We start from the raw sequence: 26,504 nt of genomic DNA on the forward strand, positions 1-26,504 counted from the left end.
TCATGTTTTTAGACATACAGGAAATCGAATGTCATTCATCCAAGCCAACCTGATCCACCTGCTTGCCGCCGCCTGGTTCATTATCTGCTGGGCGGGCTACACCCGTTATGCCACCTGGAAGGCGCGCGACACGGCGTGCCTGGCCAGCGTGATGCACCTGTACCGCGAAGACTGGATGCGCCGCATGCTGCTGCGTGAGAACCGTATCGCCGATGCCAGCGTGATCGGCAACCTGGAGCGCAACGCATCCTTCTTCGCCTCCAGCACATTGATCATCCTGGCCGGTATCCTGACGGTACTCGGGGCGTCCGATCGAGCGGTGTCGTTGCTGGCGGACATACCCTTGGTGCAGCAGGCGTCCCAGGGCATGGCGGAGGTCAAGTTGCTGTGCCTGGCACTGGTGTTCGTGTATGCGTTCTTCACCTTCAGTTGGTGCATGCGCCAGTACAACTTCGCGGCGGTGCTGATTGGCTCAGCGCCGATGATTGGTGAGCGGCATGTGTCGGAGCAGGAGCGCAAGGCCTTTGCACTAAGGGCTGCGCGGGTCATTTCCATGGCCGCCAACCAGTTCAACTTCGGCCTGCGTTCCTATTACTTCGGCATGACCATGTTGGCGTGGTTCGTCAGCCCCTGGTTATTCATGTTGATGAGTGCTGGCGTGGTGTTCGTGCTGTATCAGCGCGAGTTTCACTCCGATGTACTGGACGTGATGGTCTATACCCCCACCGAAGCACCAGTGTCCGAGGTGGGCAAGGAGGCGGCCTGACAGGCGGTGCCGCCAAATCGCAGGCAAAAGAAAACCCGCATCAGGCGGGTTTTCCTTTACTGCTAAAACCGTATCAGTTGGATTTGGGCGCGGTAGCAGGTGCTTCCTGCTGGGCGGCACTGTTCGATTCAGACTGAGCTTTGGCGGCTTCGGCGTTTTCTTTCGCCGCGTCGTTCACTTTATCCTGTGCTTTGTTCATGTCTTGCTGAGCTTGCTCAGCGTGTTGTTGGGCATCTTGAGCTTTGTCCTCGGATTTTTTATCGCAGGCAGCGAGGCCGAGGGAAGCGGCCAACATCAAGGCAATAGCAAAAGTCTTACGCATGGGGTGTTTCTCCTTATGGAAATAACTACTGGCCTTTTGAACGCCAGCCCTCGGATTAAGTTCCTGTTGCGTAACAGATATATAACTTTGCCCTGCAATGGAACTTTGTGCATCGCGCCTGTTGCCAGGTCTCGTCACTCATTGGAGCGTTGATCGAATGGCCGAAGACCCCGTTTTTGAGCGCGCGACACGTTTTTTATCCGCACTCAGGCATTGCCAGGTGCTGGGCTTGAAGTTGCACAGTGCCAGTCGTGACGGGCTGACGGTCATCCTGCCGTTCAGCCCGCAAATCGTCGGCAATCCCCTGAGGGGCATCATCCATGGCGGGGCGTTGACCTCATTGATGGACACCGCCTGTGGTATGTCGACCCTGTGTGTGCTGCCGCAATTCGAAGTCTGTCCCACCCTCGACCTGCGGATCGACTACATGCACGCCGCCGAGCCCCACAAGGATGTCTACGGCTTCGCCCAATGCTATCGGGTGACCCCGGACGTGATCTTCACCCGGGGTTTCGCCTACCAGGACGATCCCGAGCAACCCATCGCCCATGCGGTGGGCACCTTCATGCGTCTGGGCCAGCATGCCAGGGGAATGGGGAAGGGCGGTCCGATGACCGCTGTGGGCCAGCCATGACCGATATCCTCCAGGAACAACTGCGCCGCGCCTGCGAGCAGGGCGACTACGCGCTGCTGCTCGCCTCGATTCCCTATGCCCAACTCATCGGTGTCGAATGCACGCGCCAGGGCGACGACTTGTTGTTTCGCTTGCCGGCCAACAAAGACAACATTGGTAACCCTTTACTGCCGGCCATCCACGGTGGGGTCATTGCCGGTTTCATGGAACTGGCCGCTGCCGTGCATCTGTTGATCGCCACGGGTACGCCGGGCATACCGAAAATCATCGATTTCTCCCTGGATTACCTGCGCACCGGACAGTTTCGCGATACCTACGCCAAATGCCAGGTCTGGCGCCAGGGCCGGCGAGTCGCCAACGTCGCGATCACCGCCTGGCAAGACGTCGAGGCCGAACCCATCGCCACTGCCCGGGCCCATTTCAAGATCCAGGAGCCGTCGAAACCGGATCGCCCTTGAGTCATCCTCCACAAGGTATGCCGCAACGGCTACAGCGTGTTCTCTCAGGACTTCCTTATAGGCTTTGGTCAATACAGGGGGGGCGCGATTTGATCTCACTGCATGGAAAACAGAGGGCGCAAGTATGCTCGGCTTGTGGTGTTCATTAGCAGATAAATAATTCATTGCGCGGAGCAAAGACTAAAAACTCAATTTAATGCTATTAAAAAATTATAGTTCGTTGTTTTTATGAGATTTTTGTTCGATGCGATTGTTTTGGGAGCGCTTTCTTGGCTGTGGGTGTTGACCGGGTGGTTGCCGGTTGGTCAGGATTGTTCCTATTGAGGTGTCTAATTTCGGGGCGTTGAGCGTTAGTTACGGACTGGGTTTCTACGCCGCCAGACTCTCATCAATTGATAAAACTGGCAAAAGGACTTAAGAATGGATCTTAAGGTATTCGATAAGGTTGTCGTACCCGCTCGCCTTGGTATATATGATTCGTCGATCTCGTTCCTGCATGCGCAAGTTGCACTGAAACAGCATGCCCTGGATAAGCGGGACTCGCTGTACCAAGATTTTATAAGGTTTCAAGCGGCGTTTGGTAACTTGCCCCTCGACGAATATATGAAAGAGGGAGATACCTATCGCCGACGTCGTTTTAACGAAATGCTCCTTCAGGACGAGGGGGAGTGCATTTCACTGACCTTGAAACCGTCAAGAGGTTTCTATCAAGCCGCCACAGTCAATGGCTATTCGGGTGGGATCGATCGGGTCTACCAACCTCTAGAACCCTCGACGTTGAGTAATCCGTTTTTGCATCAACTGATCGTCGATATGTATTTGCTTTTACCTGCCGAACGCCGAGGCATTTCGCGGGTATGGGATATCGGTATCCACCTCTACCGGATTACTGCGCAGCCCCATGTACCAGGCCACCCCGTACCGGAGGGACCGCACCGTGACGGTCACGAGTTCACCTCCATTACCTTGGTCAACCGGCACAATGTAGAGGGTGGCGAGAGTCTGTTTTGCGACACGGCATCCGCCGTGCGGTTACGGCATACCTTGAAGCAACCACTTGAAACTGCGCTGTTTGATGATGCGCAAGGCTTGCACGATGTTACGCCCATTTACTGTCAGGACGCTGCGAGGGATGGGTACAGGGATGTTTGTGGTTTCTCCCTGAACCCGGTCATGGAATAACGTTGGCCTTTATTATTGTTTTGGGGGGAAGTTATGCAGAGTAACGAGTGTGTCGCCGCGAACGTGTATGTGTTGTCGGATCAACAAGGTGTCTATGCGGGTAAACATCTGCTGGTTGATTTCTACGGTGCAAAAAATATCGACAGTGTCGAACATGTCAGTCAAGCATTGGTTGCCGGGGTCAAGGCTGCCGGCGCGACTTTGCTTCATCAGTACTTTCACTACTTTACGCCTAACGGTGGGGTGTCCGGCGTGTGTGTACTTGCCGAGTCCCATGTTTCTATCCACAGCTGGCCGGAGTTAAACTATGCGGCGGTGGATATTTTTATGTGTGGTGATGCCGATCCTCACCGGGCTGTGGAAGTGCTTAAACAATCATTTTTGCCGTCGAGCGTACTCGTTGATGAGGTTCGTCGCGGTAAGAATATCATTTAAGGAGTTGCAGTATGTCCGTTGATCTGGCTCAGGAAGAAATGCGTAACGCTTATGTAAATATCTGGATTGGTGAAGTCTGGAATAAGGGGAATGTTAATTTTGTGGATTCGATTTTTCACCCTGACTTTGAAGACCATCGTCCCATTCCCCAGTTTCCCGGTAATGTAGATGGCCATAAGTTGATGGCTGCCGACTGGCATCAGGCGTTCCCGGACGTGATCTTCAATATCGAAGACATCATTATTCAGGGGAATCTCCTTGCCGCACGTTATGTCGCAGAAGGCACCCACACAGGGGTGATTCTTGGCATCCAGGGCACGGGCGTTCCGGTGAGCTTGACCGGGATAGACATCTTTGGTTTCGAGAACGGTCTGGTGCGCCATTGGTGGCATGAAGAAGATTTCGACACGTTTATCAAACCGATCCTGGCAGCCGACGCCGAACGAAAGAAAGCAATTTAGGCTGCAGAGGACTCTGGGCAGGAGAAACATCATGGGTAATGAAGACAGGTATCGTGCAGCGGAAAAAGCTTATCGACGTGAGAAATTCGTCATGCCCAAGGAGCTCACTTATTTGGCCGGCAATTCATTGGGCCCCGCGGTGGCCTCAGTCGCGGATCGCCTAGTGCGCACCAGTAACGATCAATGGGGACAGCACTTGGCAGGTGCCTGGAAGAAAAACGGGTGGTTAAGCGCCCCGGAGGAAATTGGGGATAGGATTTCCTTGTTATTGGGTGCAGACCAAGGCACGACCCTGGTGTGCGATAGCACCTCCATCAATTTATTCAAACTCTTGAATGCGGCGCTGGCCGTTGATCCCCAACGCAAGGTGATACTGACGGATCAAGGCAATTTTTCCACCGATCTCTACATCGCCAAGAGTGTCGGGCTGATCCATCAGGATGTCACGGTTTGTATAGTGCCACGTTCAGCGCTGATCGAGAGCCTCGACCCGTCTGTTGCCGTGTTGATGTTATCCCATGTCGACTATCGCTCGGGACAAGCCCATGACATGGCCTCATTCAATGAAAAGGCTAGGTCTGTGGGGGCGTTAACGCTCTGGGACGTGTCCCACAGCGTGGGCATTATGGCCTTGGACTTCAACGCAAGTGGCGTCGATATGGCGGTGGGCTGTGGCTATAAATACTTGAACGGCGGTCCGGGTGCCCCGGCCTTCGTTTACGTCAAATCTGATCTTCAGAACACACTGAGCAACCCGATTCAGGGGTGGTTAGGACATGCTGAACCCTTTGTGTTCAGTGAAAATTACATGCCGGCCAGTGGGATCAAACGCTTGCAGGTCGGAACGCCCACGACCTTTTCCCTGGCCGCCTTGGCGGAGGGTGTGGATTTGCTTCTGGAAGCTGGAATACAGCTTGTCGAGCACGACAGCCGGGAGTTGTTTGATGCCTTTATGGCGGGGCTCGAACCCATAGTGCGCAAAGGACACGTCCACTTCTTGCACGATGTTCAACGCAGCAACGTCAGTGGCCATATCGGTTTTAAAGTCAATGACGCCGAGGCGCTGCACCATCGCTTGATGGCGGAAAATATCGTGACGGAATATCGCTATCCGGACTTGCTACGTATTGCCTTCAATCCGCTCTACACGACAGTGGATGAGATCGAGCAAACCGCTGCAAAACTAAAGCATTTGCTGGGCCAGCACTGAAAATTCAGCTAGGGGAGAATGGATCAATGGAGCATGAAATATTCAGGGACTCGCCCGAGCGAAAAGACAAACTGCTCAAGGCCTGGGAATACATCGAGAAAAGCGGAATCGAGTACGTTTATATGCAGTTTCCCTCTCTCACCGGCCGTCTGCAGGGCAAGGGGATTCCGGCCAAGCATTTTGTCGACATGTGCGAGAAGGGCTTCTCAATGGTGTACGGAGCCACAGTGAATGTGGCGCAGGATCGATTCGGCCAGTACCTGGGCTATCCGTCCAACGCCTCGGAACTGCTGGCTTACCCTGAACCTGAAACGTTGGTTCAGTTACCGTGGGATAAGCGCGTTGCACGGGTGTTCTGCACCCTGTTTCGCAACCCCAAGGACCGGGAATTTCCGGGCCAGCGACTCGACGCTGATTGCCGGGGTAACCTGCGGACTATTCACCAAGCCTTTCAAGCCAGGCATGGCCTGCAACTGCGAGCCGGGATGGAACCGGAAATGATGTGGCTACGCAAACTGGAGGGTGAACACCAGTATGTGGGCGTGACCGATCCGCGCTGTTATCACATTGGTCAGTTTGAGACGTTGCGTCCGGTGTATATGAAAGTCCTGGAGTACGCGCAGGCCATGGGTTTGGACATGATTCAAGGTGATCATGAAGATGCACCGGGTCAACTGGAGCTTAATTTTGCTTTTGACGATGTGCTTGGCAGTTGTGACCGACTGATGACTTACCGGCAAATCTGTCATCAGGTTGCGCAAGAGTTCAACTTGGTGGCCTGCTTTTTACCCAAGCCGTTTGCTGGCGTATCCGGCTCCGGATGCCACTTTAACTTGTCGTTATGGGACGGTGGGCGGGCGGTGTTTCGCGAGGATGTGTTTCCCCGGAGGTATGGGATGGAGGATGTTTATTGCCACTATGAAGGCGGCAATAACATGTTTCTGCCGAGCGCAAGCGATTCGGGTCTCACCGATATTGGAAGATACGCAATTGGCGGCATTCAGAAACACCTTAAGGCTTTGACCGTGATTGCTGCACCCACAGTCAACTCATACAAGCGTCTGTGGGAAACCGGTTTCTGGGCGCCGGTACGGGCTAATTGGGGATACCAGAATCGTACCTGCGCGATCCGGGTCTCCGCTCCGGGTAGAGTGGAGTACCGAACCGCTGACTCCCTGGTCAACCCTTACTTAATGGCTGCTTCATTGTTAAAGGCAATGGATGATGGCCTGTCCAACCGACATGAACCGGGCCCGGCAACGGAAGCCGACAGCTATTCGGATCATCCTGCGGCCACGGCCTTCGTTCCCCGAAACCTCGGACAAGCCTTGGAAGCACTGGATAACGACCCTGTTGTTTTATCGGCGCTTCCTGGCGACATGAGTGATTTGTTCCGAAAGATCAAAATGAATGAGTGGGAGGAGTTCTTGGCCACCGTCACCCATTGGGATTTCGACACCTACCTGAATCACACGCCCTAGCAACCTCTCCCGGGATGGGCCATTGTTCATCCTGGGATGCTCAGTTCTTTTGTTCTATTCGAAAGGACAGATAGTTTGAGGCGAAGATAATCAACGCGCCGACTAATACCCAGATTTCAAGGCTCTCGCCGTAGAGAAAAAAACCAACCACGGCAATGAGCGGCACCCTGAAAAAATCAATCGGTATGGCAATGGATGCTTCCATGACGCTCAGTGCTTTGGCCATGGCGAAGTGTGCGCTTAAGCCCGTTATGCCTAACATTAGAATCCATGGGATGCATTCGAGTGTAGGGGTACGCCATTGTGCCAGGGACAGACCAAAACCCAGGGGCAGCTGTAGCAACACCATCCAGATCACGATGAGGGTGGGACTGCTGGTCAACGTCAGTTTCTTAACCATGATGATGGATGTTGCATACCCCACGGCGGCCAGCAGAACGATAAGTGCGGCGGGTTCAATGCTGTCAAGGCCGGGCCTTAGAACGACTAGGACGCCGATAAAACCGCCGATAGCAGCGAGTATCCTGGCGGTGGAGAGTTTTTCTTTCAAGAATAAGAACGCTAGCAGGGAAACCCATATCGGGGTGGTGAATTCCAGCGCAAAAACCTTAACCAATGGAAGCGATGCTACACCAACGGTCCAAGCATATTGTCCTGCGAAATGAATTGCGTTCCTGCCAATCTGCAGGTTTAGATCTGGTGCTTGCCAGAGCTTGATACGTTGTTTGTAAATGATCGGAAAAATAATGATCAATCCGATAAAGGATCTGAAAAAGAGGATCTCAAAGATTGACATGAACATGGACAGCTCTCTGGCCGCGACGGCCATGCCAATGAACGAGAGCAAGCTTGCAGCCATCCATAGTAGCCCGCCTAATGGCAGTTTGACCTGATGCATTTGCTATCCTCTTTGTTTATTCATTGTTCTTGTATTTCATGATGGGTAGTACCCAGTTTAGCGACTAGATAATCAATAAAGCGGCGAGCTTTTATCGGTAATCTTATGCAGTTGGGATAAAGAATGTTTATGGGTGTTGTGCTGAGTTCGTAATTTGGAAATAATCGAACAAGTTTGTTGGTTTTGATGTCGTCGTTGAGCATCCAGGCTGGCAGGATGGCTATCCCAAGGGAAAATAGAGCCATTTGGTGAGTTAGAGTCAACGAGTTGGAGCTGTAACGAATAATAGGTTTTATGGTGAGCTGTTCTGTTTGATCTTTTCTTAGAGATATCTTCCCGTCTTTATGAAGTTTCTCATTTGCAATCCAGGGTAAAGTGTTAAGGCAGGTAATGTTTTTCAGGGAGTGCCGTTCGATGAATTCCGGGCTTGCAATTAGATAATTCCGGAATTCCGATATTTTTCGACACCTGAATGAAGAGTCTTGCAGGATTCCAAGGCAGATTGCTAAGTCATGCTTGCCCTTGGCTAACTTGGAAAACGGTGCGCCAACATCATGAACGATTTTTAACTGAGGGTATAAATTCGCGAACTCTGCGATGATCGGTACAATAAGTCGTGAGCCAACATCTCTGGGTGATACAATTCGCAGTACGCCACAGACGTGCTCCGCTTCGCTTTTTAAGGTTTCAAGAGCACAGTCGATTCGTTGCTTTATGTCGATAAAGTCATCATAGAAGCGCTGCCCTGCTTCTGTTAGGACCAACGATCGAGTTGTTCTGCTGATTAAAGTTGTGCCCAAAGAGCGCTCAAGCTCTTTTATATGGATGCTGACCATTCCGGTGCTAATATTGAGATGTACCGCTGCGCCGGAAAATGATTTGAATTCGGCGACTTTTAGGTAAGCAATAACTCTGTTGTAATTAAAGTCCATTGATGTTCCAGCTCCTGGGGTGTTGAGCTTGAATAGTTGATCAGAGCTCGACACGATATGCCGTAAGATACATGTCGACAATAGGTATGGCAATACCAAGTGATACTGCCAGAAAAAAGTGTTGGATATCTGAAATCTCTGACAGATATCGATGAAGTCCTATTGAGCTACTGTTGTTTTTTCGCTCGTCGACAGTTACAACATTTGGTAACCCTTTACCGCCAAAGACCCATAGTGAGGTCATCGTCATTTTCATGGCCGCTTTCGGCTGCTATTTGTTTTTTGATCGTTACTGGCGCACCGGACAGTTTCGCGACACCTACGCCAAATGCCAGGTCTGGCGCCAGGGCCGGCGGGTCGCCAACGTCGCGATCACCGCCTGGCAAGATGTCGAGGTCGAACTCATCGCCACTGCCCGGGCCCATTTCAAGATCCAGGAACCGTCAAAACCGGATCGCCCTTGAAATCATCCGCGTTGCCCCCACCTTGAGGACATCCCGCCGCCAATCTCAGCGAGGCGGACACCACCATCCACTTGGAGTTTGATGACCATGAGCGTGGAAACTCAAAAGGAAACCCTGGGCTTCCAGACCGAGGTGAAGCAACTGCTGCACCTGATGATTCACTCGCTGTATTCCAATAAGGAAATTTTCCTTCGCGAGTTGATTTCGAACGCCTCTGACGCTGTCGACAAATTACGTTTCGAAGCCCTTTCCAAGCCTGAATTGCTGGAAGGCGGCGCTGAGCTGAAAATCCGTGTGAGCTTCGACAAGGACGCGAAAACCGTCACCCTCGAAGACAACGGCATCGGCATGAGCCGCGAAGAGGTGATCACGCACCTGGGCACCATCGCCAAGTCCGGCACCGCCGACTTCATGAAGAACCTGTCAGGCGACCAGAAGAAGGATTCCCACCTGATCGGTCAGTTCGGCGTTGGTTTCTATTCCGCGTTCATCGTGGCCGAGCAAGTCGAAGTGTTCAGCCGCCGTGCCGGCCTCGCTGCGAGCGAAGGCGTGCACTGGTCGTCCAAGGGCGAGGGCGAGTTTGAAGTCGCCACCGTCGACAAGGCCGATCGCGGCACCCGCATCGTGCTGCACCTCAAGTCCGGCGAAGACGAGTTCGCCGATGGCTGGCGCCTGCGCAACATCATCAAGAAGTACTCCGACCATATTGCGCTGCCAATCGAGCTGCCGAAGGAAGTCACCGCTGCCGAAGGCGAAGAAAAGCCTGAAGTGGAATGGGAAACCGTCAACCGCGCCAGTGCCCTGTGGACCCGTCCGCGCACCGAAGTGAAAGACGAGGAATACCAGGAGTTCTACAAGCACATCGCCCACGACTTCGAGAACCCGCTGAGCTGGAGCCACAACAAGGTCGAAGGCAAGCTGGAATACAACTCGCTGCTGTACGTGCCGGCCCGTGCGCCGTTCGACCTGTACCAGCGCGAAGCGCCACGCGGGCTGAAGCTGTATGTCCAGCGTGTGTTCGTGATGGACCAGGCCGAGTCGTTCCTTCCGCTGTACCTGCGTTTCATCAAGGGTGTGGTGGATTCCAATGACCTGTCGCTGAACGTGTCGCGGGAAATCCTGCAGAAAGATCCGATCATCGACTCCATGAAGTCGGCGCTGACCAAGCGTGTGTTGGACATGCTGGAAAAACTGGCGAAGAACGAGCCCGAGCAGTACAAGAGCTTCTGGAAAAACTTCGGCCAGGTGATGAAAGAAGGTCCGGCCGAGGACTTCGCCAACAAGGAAAAAATCGCCGGCCTGCTGCGCTTTGCGTCGACCCAGGGTGACGATGGCGAACAAGTCGTAGGTCTGGCCGATTACCTGGCCCGCGCCAAGGAAGGCCAGGACAAGATCTACTACCTGACCGGTGAAACGTATGCACAGGTCAAGAACAGCCCGCACCTGGAAGTTTTCCGCAAGAAAGGCATCGAAGTGCTGCTGCTGACCGACCGCATCGACGAGTGGCTGATGAGCTACCTCAACGAGTTCGACGGCAAGAGCTTTGTCGACGTGGCCCGTGGTGACCTGGACCTCGGCAACCTGGATTCGGAAGAAGACAAGAAAGCCGCCGAAGAAGTCGCCAAGAGCAAGGAAGGCCTGGTCGAGCGGATCAAGACGGCCCTGGGCGATGCTGTCAGCGAAGTGCGTGTCTCGCACCGCCTGACCGATTCCCCGGCGATCCTGGCCATCGGTGAGCAGGACCTGGGCCTGCAAATGCGCCAGATCCTCGAAGCCAGCGGCCAGAAAGTCCCGGACTCCAAGCCGATCTTCGAATTCAACCCGGCCCACCCGCTGGTGGAAAAACTCGACAACGAGCAGAGCGAAGAGCGTTTCGGCGACCTGTCGCACATCCTGTTTGACCAAGCGGCCCTGGCGGCTGGCGACAGCCTGAAGGACCCGGCGGCGTATGTGCGTCGCCTGAACAAGCTGTTGGTTGAACTGTCAGCTTAATCAGGTGCAGGAAAAACCCGCTTCGGCGGGTTTTTTCATTTCTGGTGTTCCGATTGAAGAGGAGTCCGTCATGAGTCAGGTTACGGTTCGTTCGCTGGTCTATCAGATTGAAGGTCAAACCTATGAAGGCCGCCTGGCCTTCGACATTAGCCAGCAGGGCTCGCGCCCGGGGTTGCTGATGGCGCCGAATTGGATGGGCGTAGGGGCGGGGGCCGAGGACATCGCCAGATCGGTGGCGGCCAACGGTTATGTCGTGTTGATCGCCGACCTGTACGGGCAGACGGTCCGCCCGAGCAATGCCGATGAGGCGGGAGCGGCGATGATGCCCCTCAAGAACGACCGGGCGTTGTTGCGCAAGCGCATGCAGGCGGCGTTCGAGCAACTGCAGAGCCAGGACGAAGCGCAGGTCGACGCTTCCAGGCTGGCCACGTTCGGCTTTTGCTTCGGTGGCTGCTGCGCCCTGGAACTGGCCCGTAGCGGTGCGCCGCTGAAGGCCGCCATTTCCTTCCACGGCACCCTGGATACACCGAACCCGGCCGATGCCCAGAACATCAAGGGTGCGGTGTTGGTCATGCATGGCGCCTCGGATCCGTTGGTGCCCAAAGAGCAGTTACCGGCCTTCGAAGACGAAATGAACGCCGCCGGGGTGGATTGGCAACTGCTCAGCTACGGTGGTGCGGTGCACTCGTTTACCGACCCACAAGCCAATATGCCGGGCAAGATGATGTACAACGCCAAGGTCGCCGGGCGGGCGTTCCGGTCGATGCATAACCTGTTGGATGAAGTGTTCAAGGGCTGAGGTTGGGTTCTGGATTTGAACCTCTTGTTGTCTGACATAAAGCCATCGCGAGCAAGCTCGCTCCCACAGTGATCCACTGTGAACGCACATTCTGTGGTCACTCAAATCCAATGTGGGAGCGAGCTTGCTCGCGATGGCGGCCTGACAAGCAATCCTGAAATCAGGGCAACTCGATCCGTTCACTTTCCCCTGGCACGGTTGGCCAGTCTCCGGCTGCCCAGCGTCGACGGGCATCATCAATCCGTGCCGGGTCGCTGGAGACGAAATTCCAGTTCATCCGTCGCGGCCCGTCCAACGGTGCGCCGCCGAACAGCACGGCATGGCAGTCGCTCTCTGCAAACAGCGTCATTTCTTCCCCGCTTGGCAGTATCACCAACGAGTGGGGTTCCACCGGCTCGCCGTCCAGCGACGCCTCGCCGCTCAACACATACAGCGCCCGTTCTTCATGTTCGGTAGGAATCAGCAAGGTCGTCGCGGTCTGCAGGTTCAGTTCGGCGTAAAGCGTCGGCGACAGCACCGGCACCGGCGATTCCAGGCAAAAGCCTGACCCGGCGATCATCCGGATGCTGACCCCCAGGTTCTCGCTGACCGGCAGGCTGTGTGCCGGGTGATGGCTGTAGTGCCCGGGGCCTTGTTCGTGGGCCTTGGGCGAGGCCAGCCAGACTTGCAACCCATGCATAACGAATGCGCTGCCCAGCAATGACTCGGGGGTGCGCTCGACATGGGCGATGGCGCTGCCTGCGGTCATCCAACTGACCTCCCCGGCGTCCACCACCTGGTCGGAACCCAGGCTGTCCTTGTGCTGGAGTTTTCCTTCGAACAGGTAGGTGAGGGTGGACAGGCCGATATGCGGATGTTGGCGGATGTTCATGCCTTTGCCCGCTGGGTAGGTGGTTTGCAGCATGTGATCGAAGAACACGAAAGGCCCGACGCTGCGGCATTTGGCGGACGGCAGCGGGCGAAGAATCGGCTGGCCTTCGACATCTTCGGCGCGGGGGCGAACGGTCAGGGGAGTGGTCATGTTGTTTTCCAGGTTGAACAACGGTTGCATGAAGCATAACCCGTCGTCGGCAGGCGCGGCAGATACGCCTTGAACCCAGGCGGGACGGTTGGGGTCTACGCTGTTCAAGGCTTCCGGAGACTGCCCGTGCCCCTGACCCGTTTGATCTGCGCCTGGCTACTGGTCGTTTCCAGCGGCGGCGCCATGGCGCGTGAATATGCCTACAGCGATGCGCACCTGCATTACGTCGATTTCTTCCAGGAAACCGCCGGCATGCCCAAGCTGCTTCAGGCGATGGCGGACAATCGCATCGAGCATGTGATGATCTCCGGCATTCCGGTGGCCAAGAAATGGCATGAGGACGAACCCAAGCGCCCACGTTATTACGCCGGTGACGATGCGGATGCCTATTGGTACAGCGCCACCGACGTGATTGTCGCTGCCGCGGTGAGCAAGCTGACCACCGAGCAACGCCAGCGCTTTCATCCATTCCTGTCGGGCTTCAATCCCAACGACAAGAACTCCGTCGCCCATATCCAGCGCATGCTCGACCTGTACCCGGGGCTGTGGCAAGGCATCGGTGAGGTGTTCACCCGCCATGACGACCTGACTGCGCTGACCTCGGGCGATACCCCGCGGGCCAACAACGAAGCCATGACGCGGATCTATCACTTGGCGGCCGAGAACGACCTGCCGGTGATGTTGCATTCCAACATCACGTCCAAGCGTGAGAAAAATCCGCTGTACCTGGCGGAAATCGAGGAGCCGTTGCGCAATCATCCGCACACGCGCTTCATCTGGGCCCACGCCGGTACCAGCATGGAAATCCATCGCCACCAGACCCGCTTGGATTTTCTGTTGCCGACCCTGACCCGCATGCTCGAGGCCTATCCCAATCTGTACATAGACCTGTCCTGGAGCCTGCTCACGCCGTACTTGCTGGACGAGGCGGGTAAGCCTCGGCAGGAGTGGGTAAGCCTGGTAGAGCGCTTTCCGGAGCGCTTCATGGTGGGGTCGGACGTGGTAGGACGTTTCAACAAGCTTGGTAAGGAGTTGCGCGGTTTCGATCCGTTCCTCGATGCCTTGCCCGAAGACGTGGCGCGGAAGGTGGCGCGGGATAACTTTCTGGCGGTGTTACCTCGTTCTGTCCCGCGATAGGTAAGTACCTTGTGGCGAGGGGATTTATCCCCGCTGGACTGCGCAGCAGGCCCAAAACTTCGACGGTGATCGGTCTGACACTCCCCAGATATCAGGTTTTGGGCCCGCTTCGCGAGCCAACGGGGATAAATCCCCTCGCCACTGAGGACTCTTGGTGTGTGGGCGAATGCTGGTTTGTCATCAGCCTGTCACTCCCGCGTCATACCCTCGCGCTCATCTCAATCAAGGAGCGCACTATGCATCTCACCCGTTCAAGCGCACTGGTCGCGCTGTGGTTGACCTGCGGCCTGGCACAAGCCGAAGTCCGTGTCGAAGGCCCGGTGGAATACGGCGTTTTCGAAGGGCCGCAAGCCGAGTTGCAATCAGGGGAGCGGGTCCTGCGTCGCAGCAACGAGCAGATCCGCCAGACCGAGAGCGTGCCGGCGAAGCTGGGCACCAAGTTCGGCATGCGCTACCAGTTGGCCGGCAAGGTCGCGGATGACCAGCCGTTGACCCTGTTGTACTTCACTCCCGGTATCCGCACCCCCGATGGCGTGCGCCACGACAAGTTCGAAGTCATCCAGAAACTGGTGCCCGGCGCGCCTCAGGATGTCATGGCCTACGAATTCACCGAAAGCCACGAAGTGGTGCCGGGAGAGTGGCGGTTCATGGTGTTCCAGGGCGATCGGCTGCTGACGCAGCAGCGGTTTGTGGTGCGCTGAATCCCATTCACCACAGACCCCATGCGGTGTAATTGAGCAGGCGCAAAAAAGCCCCGAACCAGTCGGGGCTTTTTGTGTGCGGCTGTCGGCGGGGCTTACTTGCCCTGCCAGCGCTTCAGTACCAGGGTGGCGTTGGTGCCGCCGAAGCCGAAGCTGTTGCTCATCACGGTATTGATGGTGGCGTTTTCGCGAGTCTTGGTCAGGATTGGCAGATCGGCCACTTCTGGGTCCAGCTCGTCGATGTTGGCGGAACCGGCCATGAAGTTGCCTTCCATCATCAGGATGCAGTAGATCGCTTCGTGAACACCGGCGGCGCCCAGGGAGTGACCCGACAGGCTCTTGGTGGAGCTGATGGCTGGCGCCTTGTCGCCGAACACTTCCCGTACGCCCTTCATTTCCATCACGTCGCCCACTGGGGTCGAGGTGCCGTGGGTGTTCAGGTAGTCGATCGGGGCATCGACAGTGGCCATGGCCATCTGCATGCAACGCACAGCGCCTTCACCGCTTGGCGCGACCATGTCGTAACCGTCGGATGTGGCGCCGTAGCCAACGATTTCGGCGTAGATTTTCGCACCGCGGGCCAGGGCGTGTTCCAGTTCCTCGACCACCACCATGCCGCCACCGCCGGCGATGACGAAGCCGTCACGGTCGGCGTCGTAGGCACGGGAAGCTTTTTCCGGCGTGTCGTTGCGCTTGCTGGACAAGGCGCCCATGGCGTCGAACAGGAACGACTGGCTCCAATGTTCTTCTTCGCCGCCACCGGCGAACACGATGTCCTGCTTGCCCAACTGGATCTGCTCGACCGCGTTCCCGATGCAGTGGGCACTGGTGGCGCAGGCGGAGGAGATCGAGTAGTTGATGCCCTTGATCTTGAAGGGGGTAGCCAGGCAGGCCGAAACGGTGCTGCCCATGGTCCGCGTGACGCGGTACGGGCCAACGCGCTTGACGCCTTTTTCGCGCAGGATGTCCAGCGCTTCCATCTGGTTCAGGGTCGAGGCGCCGCCGGAACCGGCGATCAGGCCGGTACGTACGTTGGACACTTGCTCTTCGGTCAGGCCGGAGTCAGCAATGGCGTCCTTCATGGCCAGGTAGGCATAAGCCGCTGCGTGGCCGACGAAACGGTAGATCTTGCGATCGATCAGCTCTTCGAGGGGAAGGTCAATGGAGCCGGAAACCTGGCTACGCAGACCCATTTCGGCATATTCCGGGTTGAACCGGATGCCAGGGCGACTTGCACGCAGGTTAGCGGAGACGGTCTCTTTGTCATTGCCCAGGCACGAAACGATGCCCAGACCAGTGATAACGACGCGGCGCATGCGGATAACCCTTAGAAGTTGTCAGTGGAGGTGAAAACGCCGACCCGGAGGCCTTCGGCGGTGTAGATCTCGCGACCATCCACGGCAACCGAACCATCGGCAATGGCCATGTTCAGCTTGCCCTTGAGGACGCGTTTGATATGAATGTTATAGGTGATTTTCTTGGCGGTCGGCAGGACCTGACCAAAGAACTTCACTTCGCCCGAACCCAGGGCGCGACCGCGACCCGGCAGGCCTTGCCAGCCGAGGAAGAAACCGACCAGTTGCCACATGGCGTCCAGGCCCAGGCAGCCCGGCATGACCGGATCACCTTCGAAATGGCAGGCGAAGAACCACAGGTCCGGAGTGATATCCAGCTCGGCGACCAATTCACCTTTGCCGTACTTGCCACCCTCTTCGCTGATATGGGTGATGCGATCCACCATCAGCATGTTCGGGGCGGGCAGTTGCGCGTTACCTGGGCCGAACAGCTCACCGCGACTGCAGCGCAGCAGATCTTCCCGGGTAAAGGCGTTTTGTTTGGTCATGCGAGCTCCTCAATAGTCCCATGCGGCAGGGTGGGGCAAATCTTCCCGGCCGACCGAAGCGTTCATGCCTCGAATCGACAGCCTACTCATAGACTATTGCGTTGTAGTGAAAGTCACAGCACACGGGAAATGAATGTACACCTGTGCACTGAAATTTTTATTCAAGCCCCAATCGAGGCTTGTTCGGGTGCCTAAGACTGCCGCACTTTCGCCTTTCACGCCAGTCACAGATGGTCCAGTGACCTGTTCTAATTCACCCAGCGCTGCAGAATCTGCTGCAGGTCGTTCCTTTTGAACGGCTTGGCCAGGTAATCGTTCATGCCCGCCGCGAGGCAGGCTTCGCGGTCACCCTGCAAGGCGTTGGCCGTCAGGGCGATGATCGGCACCTCGCCGCAGCCCGGCAACTGACGGATCTGCCGCGTGGCTTCGTAGCCATCGATGATGGGCAATCGGCAATCCATGAGGATCGCTTCGAAAATCAGGCTTTCGGCGCTGCGTACAGCCTGGGCGCCATCGGTGGCGATGCTGACGGTGAAGCCCAGGCTGCGCAGCATGGCTTCGACCACTGTCTGGTTGACCGGATTGTCTTCCACCAGCAATACGTTGCGGCCTTCACCATCGCCGCTGCCGGTGGGCAGGCGCGGCGTCAGGGTCGGTGGCGTCTGGCGCGACAGGGCCAGCGGGATTTCGAGGGTGAACACCGAGCCCTGGCCTTCTTCGCTCTGGGCCCGCAGCGTCCCGCCCATGCGCTCGGCCAGGGTGCGGGCGATCGGCAGACCCAGGCCGGTACCGCCGTAGCGCCGGGAGATCGAATTGTCGGCCTGCTGGAAGGCGTCGAACATGCGCTCCAGGCTCTCGGCCGGGATTCCGATGCCACTGTCGCGCACCGCGCAGGTGAACCACAGCAGTTCGTGGTCCAGGGCCTGCCACTGGCATTGCACGGTGACACGGCCTTGCTCGGTGAATTTCAGTGCATTGCCGATCAGGTTGACCAGGATCTGCCGTATCCGCGTCGGATCGCCCTGGACCTGCAAGGCCTGCATGTCGTCCGGGACCAGCAGGTCCAGGCCCAGCTTGCGTTGCGCGGCGCTGTGCTGGAACGATTGCGCGCAACTGCCCACCAGTTCTGCCAGGTTGAACGGGATGTGCTCCAGCTCCAGGGCCGAGCGTTCGATGCGCGAGAAATCGAGAATGTCGTTGATCACCTTCAGCAGGTGTTCGGTGGATTCCGAGGCCAGCGCCGTGTACTCGTGCTGCTCGTCGGTCAGGCGGGTGGTTTCCAACAACTGCAGCATGCCCAGTACGCCGTTCATGGGCGTGCGCAGTTCATGGCTCATCATCGCCAGGAATTCGGACTTGGCGCTGTTGGCTTTTTCCGCTTCTTCGCGGGTCTTGATCAATTGCGCCATGGCCTGGTGCTGTTCGCGGCTGGCTTGCCCCAAACCATCGGCCAGGTTGTTGATGTGCCGCGACAAGGCCCCCAATTCGGCATCATCGACGATGGGTAGCGGGGTGCTGTAGTCGCCTTGCTGGATGGCCTTGACCGCGTTGCCGATGTCGCGGATCGGCCGGGACAGATTGGTCGCCAGCCGGCGCGCCACCAGGAAGGTGAACAGCAGGGCGAACAGCGCCAGGATCGCGGCCTTGAACAGAATCTCCTGTTGCCGCTGACTGAAGGCGTCATTGGACATGCCGACGATCACGCGGCCCAGGTAATCTTCGCCGGAGGCCTCCACGGATGGGCTGTTGCCCTGCAGGAAATCATTGTTCAGGGCGATGCGCTGCAAGCGCACCGGGGCCTGGAAGACTTCGACCTGCTGGGCATGGCTGCGGGTTTGCTCGGGTTGTTCGACGTACACCAAGACCTTGTCGGTGCTGTCCTGGACCTCCAGGAAGCGCACGTGTGGGGTCGCCAGGGTGGCGGTGAGCAGGCTTTCCAACACTTCTTTGTTGCCGGAAATTACCCCGTATTCCGTGGCGGGGGCCAGTTGGTTGGCGATCAGTTGCCCGGTGTGATTGAGTTCCTGGCGCAAGTCCTGGATCCGCACGAAGGTAAAGAAACTGATCAGCAGCACAGTCAGCAGCAACGCCGGGCCGAGGGCGATGAGCTGGGTTCGGGTGTTGATGTCCCAACGGCGACGCAAGGTCATGGGCGGTGTTCTCCTTCGGCCAACGTTGCCGCGACGGATTCGGCATCAATCGGTTCGATCCCCAGTGAACGGGAGACCTGCCGGTTGCCCAGGACCTTGAAACGGTCCGGATACAGGGTGCGCGGCCAAGTGGTGGCGGGGCGGTCGAGCAACTCGTCGAGAATCGCCAGCCAGTCTTGTTGGTCGCTATAGGTGCTGGCCAGGCTGCCGGCCTTGACGAATGCGGCGCTGGGCCCGATCAGGGCGCGTTGCCGGGCGTAGCTGCTGAGCAACAGGTTCTTCACGGTCTTGGGGTTGTACAAGTCGGGGTCATCGAGACCCAGCAGCACGTCGCTCTGGCCCAGCAGGTTTTGCAGGGGACGGCTGTCGTTGGTGTCGTCCCAGCGTTCGCTGACGATGGTCAGGCCCAGCGGTGCCGCGGCCTGTTGAATGTCCTTGAGCAGGAATTCGCTGTGGGTGTCGTAGAGCACGCCGACCCGTCGCACCTGCGGCAGGATGGCGCGGATCAGCCGCAATTGCCGCGCCATCGGTGGATCGCTCCACAGCAGGCTCAGGTGCGCAGGCGTTGCTTCGCCCAGGCGATCGCGGGCTTGCTGGCGGCTGATGCGCAGCACCAGGGTGGCCGGGCCCCGGGCGTCCTGTAGGCGCCAGTCGAGGCTGGGCAGGTCAAGCAGGATCAGGCGGACATTGCCCGGCAGCTTGTCTGGCGCTGGCAGGTCGGCCAGCGGCGTAAACCGCACGCTGTCTTCAGGGCGCAGGGTTTTCAGGGCCTGGGTAAAGGATTGCACGCCGGGGCTGTCCTCGGTGCCGGTCAGCAGGATTTCGGCGCCGCGGGCCTCGATGGTCGCCAGCCATCCGGCAAACACCAGGCATAGGGCTAGCGTCAGGCGGCCATGAAATGGCGTCTTGCGGGGTGGACGTCGAAACATCTAGAAAGACAACTCCGCGCTGAAGTACACGACATGGCGGGAGTCGTAGCGATTGTCGGTAAACGTAGTGGGCTGGTTGTCCAAGCGCTGTTGCAGGACTCCCGCCAGTTCCAGGCTGGCCTTGCCCAGGGAAATGCGCCGGGCGAGGCGGGTGTCTACCCGTTCGTAGCGATAGCCATTGAGGGCGTCGGCGGCGTAATAGAACAGCGCACTGTTCCAGCCTTGGCCCCAGTCCCGTAGCCAGCCGGCCGAACCGCTGTTGCGGGCGGTCAGTTGTTCGTCGAGGGGGTTGCTGGCCCGGGCGTCGACATAGGCGTAGGTCAGGCGCAGGCGGTCGGCGCTGGTCACGCGCCAGTCGACCTGGGTTTCGGCCCCGGAGAATTGCGATTCGTTGCTGTTGCTGGCGATGTACTGATTGTTGCGCAACGGTTCGCTGATCATGCCGGTGATTTCGTCATGGAACAGTTTTACGTCCACCGCCAGCGCCAGGTCCACGAAATAACCGTTGTAGCCCAGCTCCCGGGAGCGCATGTGCTCTTGTTCCAGGTTACCCGGGCCGCGGGTCTGGACGAAGTAACGGGCACTGCTCTGGCCGAAGGCGGCGGGTTGCAGGTTGGTGACTTGATAGCTCCAGTTGACGTTGTTCTCGAACATGTCCGGGGAGCGCACGGCTTCGGAGTACACCGCGCGCAGGCCGTGGCGTGGGGTGATCAGGTAGTTGACCGCGACCCGTGGGGTCAGCGAACTGCCGGTCAGGCGGGTGTCCTCGAACATCGCGCCGCCTTGCAACAACCAATGCTCGGTGGCCCGCCATTCGAGCTGGCCGAACAGGCGCCAGGTGGTGTCGTCCAGGGTGCCGTTGAAGTATGTCTGCGAATCGGCCCGGTCATAGCGATAGTTGGCGCCGGTGACCAGTCGCAGGCTGTCGGACAGGCTCAGCGTGTCCTGGATCTCCAGGTCGTAGCGCGATTCCCGGGCGCTCTGGTCGATATCGCCGCACAGGGTTTGCGAGGCGCCGTTGCGCCACTGGTCGAGCACCTGATTGGCCAACGCCTGTTCCTGTGGAGTGCCGGCTGGCGCGCCGCCGCTGATGTAGCTGGGGATATTGCGCGCCAGCTTCTCGGCATAGTAGGGATTGAGCTGCCACAGGTCGGTCAATTGCGGGCTGAAGGACACCTCGGCGTCGCAGGCGCGCCAGGTCTGCTGGCGATCCCAATGCTGGATCGAGCCCTGTACATAAAGACTGTGGTCGGCGTCCAGGTCCAGGTTCCAGCGCAGTGAGCCGGCGTAGTCCTTGGCGATGACGTCGGAGTTATCCCCAGCGGCGGTAATCCCGGCGAACACCGGGTGGTAGGTGTAGGGCCGCTGATTGGTCCCGTCCTTGGCGTTCAATTGCCAGTCGATACTTTGTTGCTCGTTCAACGTCTGGCTGACGGACAGGTTGAAGCGGTTCAGGCGGCGGCTGTCGCGGTAATCGGCGCCGTTGCGGTCGCTGTCAAAGCCATCGTCTTCCTGGCCGGACAACGACAACCGCAGGTCGCCGCCGTCCCAACCGCTGCCCTGGCTGGCGTACCAGTCGCTGATGCCGCGCTGGCCTCGGGTGATTTTCAGCCGGGTGCCGTGGCTGTTGGCCGGCGCGCGGGTGATGATGTTGACCACCGCCATCAGCGCATTGGCGCCGTAGCTGACGGTGTTGGGGCCGCGGAAGACTTCGATCCGCTCGATGTCTTCCATGGCCACTGGAATATCGCTCCAGTCCACCGTGGCCAGGCCGGCGCGGTACACCGAGCGCCCGTCGATCAGTACTTGCATGCGGCGGGCTTCGCTGGCGTTGGTGCCATGGTAGTTCACGGCAGCCTGGTTGCCGCTGATGTTGCCGACCATCATGCCCGGCACCAGGCGCAGCAGTTCGCTGATGTCGCGGGCGCCGCTGGCCTTGATCAACTCGCTGTCGAGCACGGTCATGCTGCCTGGCACTGCCGCTGGTGATTGCTTGAGGCGCGTGGCCGTCAGCACCTGAGGCAGGGGCTGGCTGTCCACGAACAGGTCGTCGCCCAGCACTGGCGGGCTGATGATCAATGCCAATAGCAGGGACGAGCCTGGACGGGAAGGGCCAACGGACACGGCACAGCCTTTGCGATGGGGTGGATGGCGGGCATGTTAACCGAGCTGAACGACTTTTCCATTCGCGTTGACAGCATTTTCCTAGGAATTGATGGTCAGCTTCCTACAGCTGGTGGTAATTGTTGCCGGGGCTGGTCGCGCTCTGGCCGCTCCGTATAATGCCCCGCATTGCCACTTGGTATGGATGAACGGATTGCATATGACTGAACAGCGCCCGATTGCGGTCCTGGGAGGCGGGAGTTTCGGCACCGCCGTGGCTAACCTGCTGGCCGAGAATGGTCACCCGGTGCGCCAGTGGATGCGTGACCCGGAGCAGGCCGAGGCCATCCGGGTCAATCGTGAGAACCCGCGTTACCTCAAGGGCATCAAGATCCGCCCGGAAGTGGAACCGGTGACTGACTTGCAGGCAACCCTGGAGGGCAGTGACCTGTTCTTCGTCGCCTTGCCGTCCAGCGCCTTGCGTTCGGTGCTGGCGCCCTACGCGGAACGCTTGAGCGGCAAGCTGTTGGTGAGCCTGACCAAGGGTATCGAAGCCAAGACCTTCAAGCTGATGAGCGAGATTCTCGAAGAAATCGCGCCCAAGGCTCGGATCGGTGTGATCTCCGGGCCGAATCTGGCGCGGGAAATCGCCGAGCATGCGCTGACCGCCACGGTGGTCGCCAGTGAGGATGACGAGCTGTGCCAACGGGTCCAGGCGGCCTTGCATGGCCGCACCTTTCGGGTCTATGCCAGTGCCGACCGTTTCGGTGTGGAGCTGGGCGGGGCGTTGAAGAATGTCTATGCCATCATCGCCGGCATGGCGGTGGCGCTGGGCATGGGCGAGAACACCAAGAGCATGCTGATCACCCGTGCGCTGGCGGAAATGACCCGCTTTGCCGTCAGTCAGGGCGCCAATCCTATGACCTTCCTGGGGTTGGCCGGCGTGGGCGACCTGATCGTCACCTGTTCATCGCCCAAGAGTCGCAACTACCAGGTCGGTTTTGCCCTCGGCCAAGGCTTGAGCCTCGACGAGGCCGTGTCGCGCCTGGGTGAAGTGGCCGAAGGGGTCAATACCCTCAAGGTGCTCAAGGCCAAGTCCCAGGAGGCGGGGGTGTACATGCCGCTGGTCGCCGGGCTGCACGCGATTCTGTTCGAAGGGCGCACGCTTGAACAGGTGATCGAGCTGTTGATGCGTGGCGAACCGAAGACCGACGTCGATTTCATTTCCACCAGCGGTTTCAACTGATATTGACCGCAAGCAGGAGCGAGCCATGAACGATCCGCAAGGGCAACCCCAATACGAATCCATCCTGCTGCGTGTGCTGTGGATGGTGATTTACCTGCTGGTCTGGCAGGTGGCGCAATTCATCCTCGGCGCCGTGGTGCTGGTGCAATTGATCTATCGGCTGGTCTACGGCGCACCCAGCGCCAGCCTGATGAATTTCGGCGACAGCCTGAGCCAGTTCCTGGCGCAGATTGGCCGCTTCGGCACCTTCCACAGCGACCAGAAACCTTGGCCGTTCGCCGACTGGCCGACCCCACGCACGCCGGAAGGCGAAGCGCCACACACCGTGGCACCGGCGCCGCATCCCGCCCGGGACGAGGAGCCAAAGCTATGAAACTGTGGGTATTGCGTCACGGTGAGGCAGAGCCCCATGGTGTCCGTCCCGATCCGGAACGGGTCTTGACGGTGCATGGCCGCGAGGAGGTGTTGCTCAGCGCCGGGCGGTTGATGGGCGAGCCGTTGCGGGCCATCTACGCCAGCCCTTATGTGCGGGCCCAGCAGACCGCACAACTGGTGTGCGAAGCACTGGGGTTCGAACCTGAACTGATCACCGTCGATTGGCTCACGCCGGAGACCCGGCCGACGGAGGTGCTAAGGCATCTGGAGGATCAGGACGATGTACTGCTGGTCAGCCATAACCCATTGGTGGGCAGCCTGCTGGGCTTGTTGCAGCACGGCCATCTGCAAAAACCCGAGCAAGTGCAAACGGCTGGCCTGGCTGAACTGGAAGGTGACCTGCCCCTGGCCGGAGCGATGACGCTCAAGGGCATCCGGCACCCATAGGCAGGTTGGCAGCAAGGGTTGAGCACGGTAAAACCATAAAGGAACGACAACCATGAGTCTGTGGCGCACCACCCCCAACATCGAGCAATTGAACGCCGCCGGTAAAAACACCATCAGTGAGGTGCTGGACATCCGGTTCGAGTCTTTCGACGACGAATCCCTGACCGCCAGCATGGTGGTCGATCAGCGCACCCACCAGCCGTTCGGCCTGCTGCATGGCGGTGCTTCGGTGGTGTTGGCCGAAACGGTCGGGTCCATGGCGGCCTATCTCTGTGTCGATGCCAGCAAGTTCTATTGCGTGGGCCTGGAGATCAATGCCAACCATCTGCGCGGTGTGCGCAGCGGACGGGTGACCGCCACGGCCCGGATGGTCCACCTGGGCCGCACTACCCAGGTCTGGGACATCCGCCTGGTCAACGACGAGGGCAAGGTCAACTGCGTGTCGCGCCTGACCATGGCCGTGGTGCCGCTGGGCGAGCAACCGCCGGCGCGTTGAAACCCGAGGTTGATGCGATCCTCTGTGGCGAGGGGATTTATCCCCGCTAGGCTGCGAAGCAGCCCTGAAATCAGCCAACTCGGTGCATCAGACTGATCGAGTAGACCGGTTTGGGGGCGCTTCGCACCCCAGCGGGGATAAATCCCCTCGCCACAGAGGCCGATGTTCACAGTTCCATCCCCCATAGCCCAAGCCCGACTGTCATCATTCCTGTCAGTTACGGTCATTGCCGTGCCGTCGGGTTCTGCGGACAATCTGCCCCAGTTCCCCAATGGATCGGCTGTCATGTCGCAACAGATTTTTTTCGCCCACGCCAACGGTTTTCCCTCGGCCACCTACGGCAAGCTGTTCGCCGCGCTGGCGCCGCAGTACCAGGTTGCGCACTTGGAATTGCACGGCCATGACCCGCGTTTTCCGGTGGACGATAATTGGCACAACCTGGTGGACGAACTGATCCATCACCTGGAGCAGCAACCGGCGCCGGTGTGGGGCGTCGGTCACTCCCTGGGCGGCGTGCTGCACCTGCACGCGGCGCTGCGCTGCCCCGAGCTGTATCGTGGCGTGGTCATGCTCGATTCGCCGCTGCTGACCCGTACCGACCAGTGGGTGATCCTGGCCGCCAAGCGCCTGGGCTTCATTGACCGCCTGACGCCAGCGGGCCGGACCCTGGGGCGGCGTGAGGAGTTCGCTGACCTGGCGTCGGCCCGGCAGTATTTTGCCGGCAAGAGCCTGTTCCGCGGCTTTGATCCGGATTGCTTCGACGCCTACCTGCAACACGGCCTGCAACAAGTCGGCGACCGGTTGCGGCTGCGCTTCGACCCGGCCACCGAAATCAGCATTTACCGCGGCGTGCCGCACACCAGCCCCGGGCGGCCCCGTAAGCTCAAGGTGCCGCTGGCCGTGGTGCGCGGTCGGCAGAGTCGCGTGGTGATGCGTCATCACACCCGTTCGGTGGGACGTATGCTCCATGGCGAATCCCTGAGCATGCCCGGCGGCCATATGTTCCCCCTCGAACGTCCACAGGACACGGCCAACCTGCTCAAGAACCTGTTCCAGCGTTGGGAAGGGCGCAGCGCATGAGTGTGGTCGAGGAAGTCCGCCTGAGCCTGCCGCACATCGAACTGGCGGCCCACCTGTTCGGGCCGGAAGATGGACTGCCGGTCATTGCCCTGCATGGCTGGCTGGACAACGCCAACAGTTTCGCCCGCCTGGCGCCCAGGCTCGAGGGCCTGCGGGTGATTGCCCTGGACATGGCCGGCCACGGTCACTCCGGCCATCGGCCACTCGGTGCCGGTTATGCCCTCTGGGACTACGCCCACGACGTGCTGCAAGTCGCCGGGCAACTGGGCTTGAAGCGTTTCGCCCTGCTGGGGCACTCCATGGGCGCCATTGTCTCGCTGGTGCTGGCCGGCTCCCTGCCGGAGCGGGTGACGCACCTGGGGTTGATCGACGGGGTCATTCCTCCGACAGCCAAAGGCGATAACGCGGCCGAGCGCATGGGCATGGCCCTGCAAGCCCAGTTGGACCTGCTGCAGAAACGCAAGCCGGTCTACAAGACCCTCGAGCGTGCCATCGAAGCACGGATGAAGGGGCTGGTGGCGGTCAGTCGCGAGGCCGCCGAATTGCTGGCCCAGCGCGGCCTGATGCCAGTGCCCGGGGGATATACCTGGCGCACCGACAATCGCCTGACCTTACCATCGCCTTTGCGCCTGACCGAGGAGCAGGCCATGGCGTTCGTGGCGCGGGTCGCTTGTCCGGCGCATCTGGTGGTGGCCGCCGACGGCATGCTGGCCCAGCACCCGGAGCTGCTGGAGCGTCTACCCTTCAGTCATGAGCAGTTGCCCGGCGGCCATCATCTACACCTGAACGACGAGGTCGGTGCCACGCTTGTAGCAGACTGTTTCAATCGGTTCTTCACCGTTCCTTGACTTGCGGCGGGCAACTGTCGAGGCTGGGCGGGTTGAAAGGGAGACAACCATGACAGACCTCTGTTTATCAGCCTCGCGGTGTATCGACGACTTC

General features: G+C 58.7%; 27 protein-coding genes and 1 pseudogene. 19 read left to right on the plus strand and 9 right to left on the minus strand.

Going from position 1 to position 26,504, the window contains the following annotated elements; genetic code table 11:
* The first annotated feature begins 28 nt into the window (after positions 1 to 28).
* Positions 29 to 766 carry a DUF599 domain-containing protein gene (locus BT116_RS16765; RefSeq protein WP_063324846.1) on the plus strand — a complete coding sequence of 246 codons (738 nt, stop codon included), beginning with the start codon at positions 29 to 31 and terminating at the stop codon, positions 764 to 766.
* Positions 767 to 839: 73 nt separating this feature from the next.
* Here BT116_RS16765 and BT116_RS16770 read toward each other — a convergent pair whose 3' ends face one another.
* Positions 840 to 1,088, minus strand: a complete 249-nt coding sequence (locus BT116_RS16770) for a hypothetical protein (RefSeq protein WP_072345696.1) — start codon at positions 1,086 to 1,088, stop codon at positions 840 to 842.
* A 157-nt stretch (positions 1,089 to 1,245) separates the two neighbouring features.
* Between BT116_RS16770 and BT116_RS16775 the strand changes: the two genes are divergently transcribed.
* The 7 genes from BT116_RS16775 to BT116_RS16805 all read left to right on the plus strand — a co-directional run bounded on the left by BT116_RS16775 (position 1,246) and on the right by BT116_RS16805 (position 6,949).
* Positions 1,246 to 1,722, plus strand: a complete 477-nt coding sequence (locus BT116_RS16775; RefSeq protein ID WP_072345698.1) for a PaaI family thioesterase — start codon at positions 1,246 to 1,248, stop codon at positions 1,720 to 1,722.
* Positions 1,719 to 2,180, plus strand: coding sequence for a PaaI family thioesterase (locus BT116_RS16780; protein ID WP_063324849.1), 462 nt, complete (start codon positions 1,719 to 1,721; stop codon positions 2,178 to 2,180). The genes BT116_RS16775 and BT116_RS16780 overlap by 4 nt, the downstream gene beginning before the upstream one ends.
* Before the next feature lie 420 nt (positions 2,181 to 2,600).
* A complete protein-coding gene (locus tag BT116_RS16785; RefSeq protein ID WP_072345700.1) occupies positions 2,601 to 3,362 on the plus strand; it encodes a 2OG-Fe dioxygenase family protein in 762 nt (253 codons plus the stop codon).
* Positions 3,363 to 3,395: 33 nt separating this feature from the next.
* Positions 3,396 to 3,797 (plus strand): adenosylmethionine decarboxylase, encoded by a 402-nt coding sequence (speD, locus tag BT116_RS16790; RefSeq protein WP_083569160.1) that lies wholly within the window; start codon positions 3,396 to 3,398, stop codon positions 3,795 to 3,797.
* 11 nt (positions 3,798 to 3,808) lie between these two features.
* The gene (locus BT116_RS16795; protein WP_072345704.1) at positions 3,809 to 4,258 is read left to right on the plus strand and encodes an ester cyclase; all 450 of its coding nucleotides are present in this window, start codon (positions 3,809 to 3,811) and stop codon (positions 4,256 to 4,258) included.
* A 31-nt stretch (positions 4,259 to 4,289) separates the two neighbouring features.
* Positions 4,290 to 5,468: an aminotransferase class V-fold PLP-dependent enzyme gene (locus tag BT116_RS16800; RefSeq protein ID WP_072345706.1), complete on the plus strand. Its 1,179-nt coding sequence runs from the start codon at positions 4,290 to 4,292 to the stop codon at positions 5,466 to 5,468.
* A gap of 26 nt (positions 5,469 to 5,494) precedes the next feature.
* Positions 5,495 to 6,949, plus strand: a complete 1,455-nt coding sequence (locus BT116_RS16805; RefSeq protein ID WP_072345708.1) for a glutamine synthetase family protein — start codon at positions 5,495 to 5,497, stop codon at positions 6,947 to 6,949.
* A 40-nt stretch (positions 6,950 to 6,989) separates the two neighbouring features.
* On the opposite strand, the gene BT116_RS16810 is transcribed toward BT116_RS16805, so the two are convergent.
* Both BT116_RS16810 and BT116_RS16815 read right to left on the minus strand, forming a co-directional pair.
* Positions 6,990 to 7,847, minus strand: coding sequence for a DMT family transporter (locus tag BT116_RS16810; protein ID WP_072345710.1), 858 nt, complete (start codon positions 7,845 to 7,847; stop codon positions 6,990 to 6,992).
* A gap of 20 nt (positions 7,848 to 7,867) precedes the next feature.
* Positions 7,868 to 8,779, minus strand: coding sequence for a LysR family transcriptional regulator (locus tag BT116_RS16815; protein ID WP_072345712.1), 912 nt, complete (start codon positions 8,777 to 8,779; stop codon positions 7,868 to 7,870).
* A 170-nt stretch (positions 8,780 to 8,949) separates the two neighbouring features.
* Between BT116_RS16815 and BT116_RS31845 the strand changes: the two are divergent.
* The 3 genes and pseudogenes from BT116_RS31845 to BT116_RS16830 all read left to right on the plus strand — a co-directional run.
* Positions 8,950 to 9,243, plus strand: a pseudogene (locus BT116_RS31845) (PaaI family thioesterase); the annotation flags it as partial.
* A gap of 87 nt (positions 9,244 to 9,330) precedes the next feature.
* Entirely contained in the window at positions 9,331 to 11,235 is a 1,905-nt protein-coding gene (gene htpG / locus BT116_RS16825; RefSeq protein WP_072345800.1) for a molecular chaperone HtpG, read from the plus strand.
* Between the two features lie 70 nt (positions 11,236 to 11,305).
* Positions 11,306 to 12,034, plus strand: coding sequence for a dienelactone hydrolase family protein (locus tag BT116_RS16830; protein ID WP_072345716.1), 729 nt, complete (start codon positions 11,306 to 11,308; stop codon positions 12,032 to 12,034).
* Positions 12,035 to 12,194: 160 nt separating this feature from the next.
* Here BT116_RS16830 and BT116_RS16835 read toward each other — a convergent pair whose 3' ends face one another.
* On the minus strand, positions 12,195 to 13,055 hold the full coding sequence (locus BT116_RS16835) for a pirin family protein (protein ID WP_072345802.1): 861 nt from the start codon (positions 13,053 to 13,055) through the stop codon (positions 12,195 to 12,197).
* A gap of 126 nt (positions 13,056 to 13,181) precedes the next feature.
* Here BT116_RS16835 and BT116_RS16840 point away from each other — a divergent pair, with 126 nt between their 5' ends.
* Both BT116_RS16840 and BT116_RS16845 read left to right on the plus strand, forming a co-directional pair.
* The gene (locus BT116_RS16840) at positions 13,182 to 14,192 is read left to right on the plus strand and encodes an amidohydrolase family protein (RefSeq protein WP_072345718.1); all 1,011 of its coding nucleotides are present in this window, start codon (positions 13,182 to 13,184) and stop codon (positions 14,190 to 14,192) included.
* 236 nt (positions 14,193 to 14,428) lie between these two features.
* Positions 14,429 to 14,893, plus strand: coding sequence for a DUF3859 domain-containing protein (locus tag BT116_RS16845; protein WP_063324852.1), 465 nt, complete (start codon positions 14,429 to 14,431; stop codon positions 14,891 to 14,893).
* Positions 14,894 to 14,988: 95 nt separating this feature from the next.
* Here BT116_RS16845 and fabB read toward each other — a convergent pair whose 3' ends face one another.
* From fabB to BT116_RS16870, 5 genes are all read right to left on the minus strand, one after another.
* On the minus strand, positions 14,989 to 16,209 hold the full coding sequence (fabB, locus tag BT116_RS16850) for a beta-ketoacyl-ACP synthase I (protein ID WP_063324853.1): 1,221 nt from the start codon (positions 16,207 to 16,209) through the stop codon (positions 14,989 to 14,991).
* An 11-nt stretch (positions 16,210 to 16,220) separates the two neighbouring features.
* A complete protein-coding gene (fabA, locus tag BT116_RS16855; RefSeq protein ID WP_003204400.1) occupies positions 16,221 to 16,736 on the minus strand; it encodes a 3-hydroxyacyl-[acyl-carrier-protein] dehydratase FabA in 516 nt (171 codons plus the stop codon).
* 248 nt (positions 16,737 to 16,984) lie between these two features.
* Positions 16,985 to 18,886 carry an ATP-binding protein gene (locus BT116_RS16860; protein ID WP_072345720.1) on the minus strand — a complete coding sequence of 634 codons (1,902 nt, stop codon included), beginning with the start codon at positions 18,884 to 18,886 and terminating at the stop codon, positions 16,985 to 16,987.
* Positions 18,883 to 19,815 carry an ABC transporter substrate-binding protein gene (locus BT116_RS16865; protein WP_072345722.1) on the minus strand — a complete coding sequence of 311 codons (933 nt, stop codon included), beginning with the start codon at positions 19,813 to 19,815 and terminating at the stop codon, positions 18,883 to 18,885. The genes BT116_RS16860 and BT116_RS16865 overlap by 4 nt, the downstream gene beginning before the upstream one ends.
* A complete protein-coding gene (locus BT116_RS16870) occupies positions 19,816 to 21,939 on the minus strand; it encodes a TonB-dependent receptor plug domain-containing protein (RefSeq protein WP_072345724.1) in 2,124 nt (707 codons plus the stop codon).
* Positions 21,940 to 22,138: 199 nt separating this feature from the next.
* Here BT116_RS16870 and BT116_RS16875 point away from each other — a divergent pair, with 199 nt between their 5' ends.
* The 6 genes from BT116_RS16875 (at position 22,139) to BT116_RS16900 (ending at position 26,410) form a co-directional block, all read left to right on the plus strand.
* Positions 22,139 to 23,164, plus strand: coding sequence for an NAD(P)H-dependent glycerol-3-phosphate dehydrogenase (locus tag BT116_RS16875; protein ID WP_072345726.1), 1,026 nt, complete (start codon positions 22,139 to 22,141; stop codon positions 23,162 to 23,164).
* A 25-nt stretch (positions 23,165 to 23,189) separates the two neighbouring features.
* Positions 23,190 to 23,537 carry a DUF4389 domain-containing protein gene (locus tag BT116_RS16880; RefSeq protein ID WP_072345728.1) on the plus strand — a complete coding sequence of 116 codons (348 nt, stop codon included), beginning with the start codon at positions 23,190 to 23,192 and terminating at the stop codon, positions 23,535 to 23,537.
* Positions 23,534 to 23,986 (plus strand): phosphohistidine phosphatase SixA, encoded by a 453-nt coding sequence (sixA, locus tag BT116_RS16885; RefSeq protein ID WP_072345730.1) that lies wholly within the window; start codon positions 23,534 to 23,536, stop codon positions 23,984 to 23,986. The genes BT116_RS16880 and sixA overlap by 4 nt, the downstream gene beginning before the upstream one ends.
* Positions 23,987 to 24,038: 52 nt before the next feature.
* Positions 24,039 to 24,482 (plus strand): hotdog fold thioesterase, encoded by a 444-nt coding sequence (locus BT116_RS16890; protein WP_072345732.1) that lies wholly within the window; start codon positions 24,039 to 24,041, stop codon positions 24,480 to 24,482.
* Between the two features lie 285 nt (positions 24,483 to 24,767).
* Complete coding sequence (locus BT116_RS16895) at positions 24,768 to 25,562, plus strand: alpha/beta fold hydrolase (RefSeq protein WP_072345734.1); 795 nt, start codon at positions 24,768 to 24,770, stop codon at positions 25,560 to 25,562.
* Positions 25,559 to 26,410, plus strand: coding sequence for an alpha/beta hydrolase (locus tag BT116_RS16900; protein ID WP_072345736.1), 852 nt, complete (start codon positions 25,559 to 25,561; stop codon positions 26,408 to 26,410). Before BT116_RS16895 ends, BT116_RS16900 begins: the two co-directional genes overlap by 4 nt.
* The last annotated feature ends 94 nt before the right edge of the window (positions 26,411 to 26,504 follow it).

Origin of the sequence: Pseudomonas sp. NFACC16-2, from assembly GCF_900119205.1 — a bacterium.
GTDB classification, from domain to species: domain Bacteria; phylum Pseudomonadota; class Gammaproteobacteria; order Pseudomonadales; family Pseudomonadaceae; genus Aquipseudomonas; species Aquipseudomonas fluorescens_Q.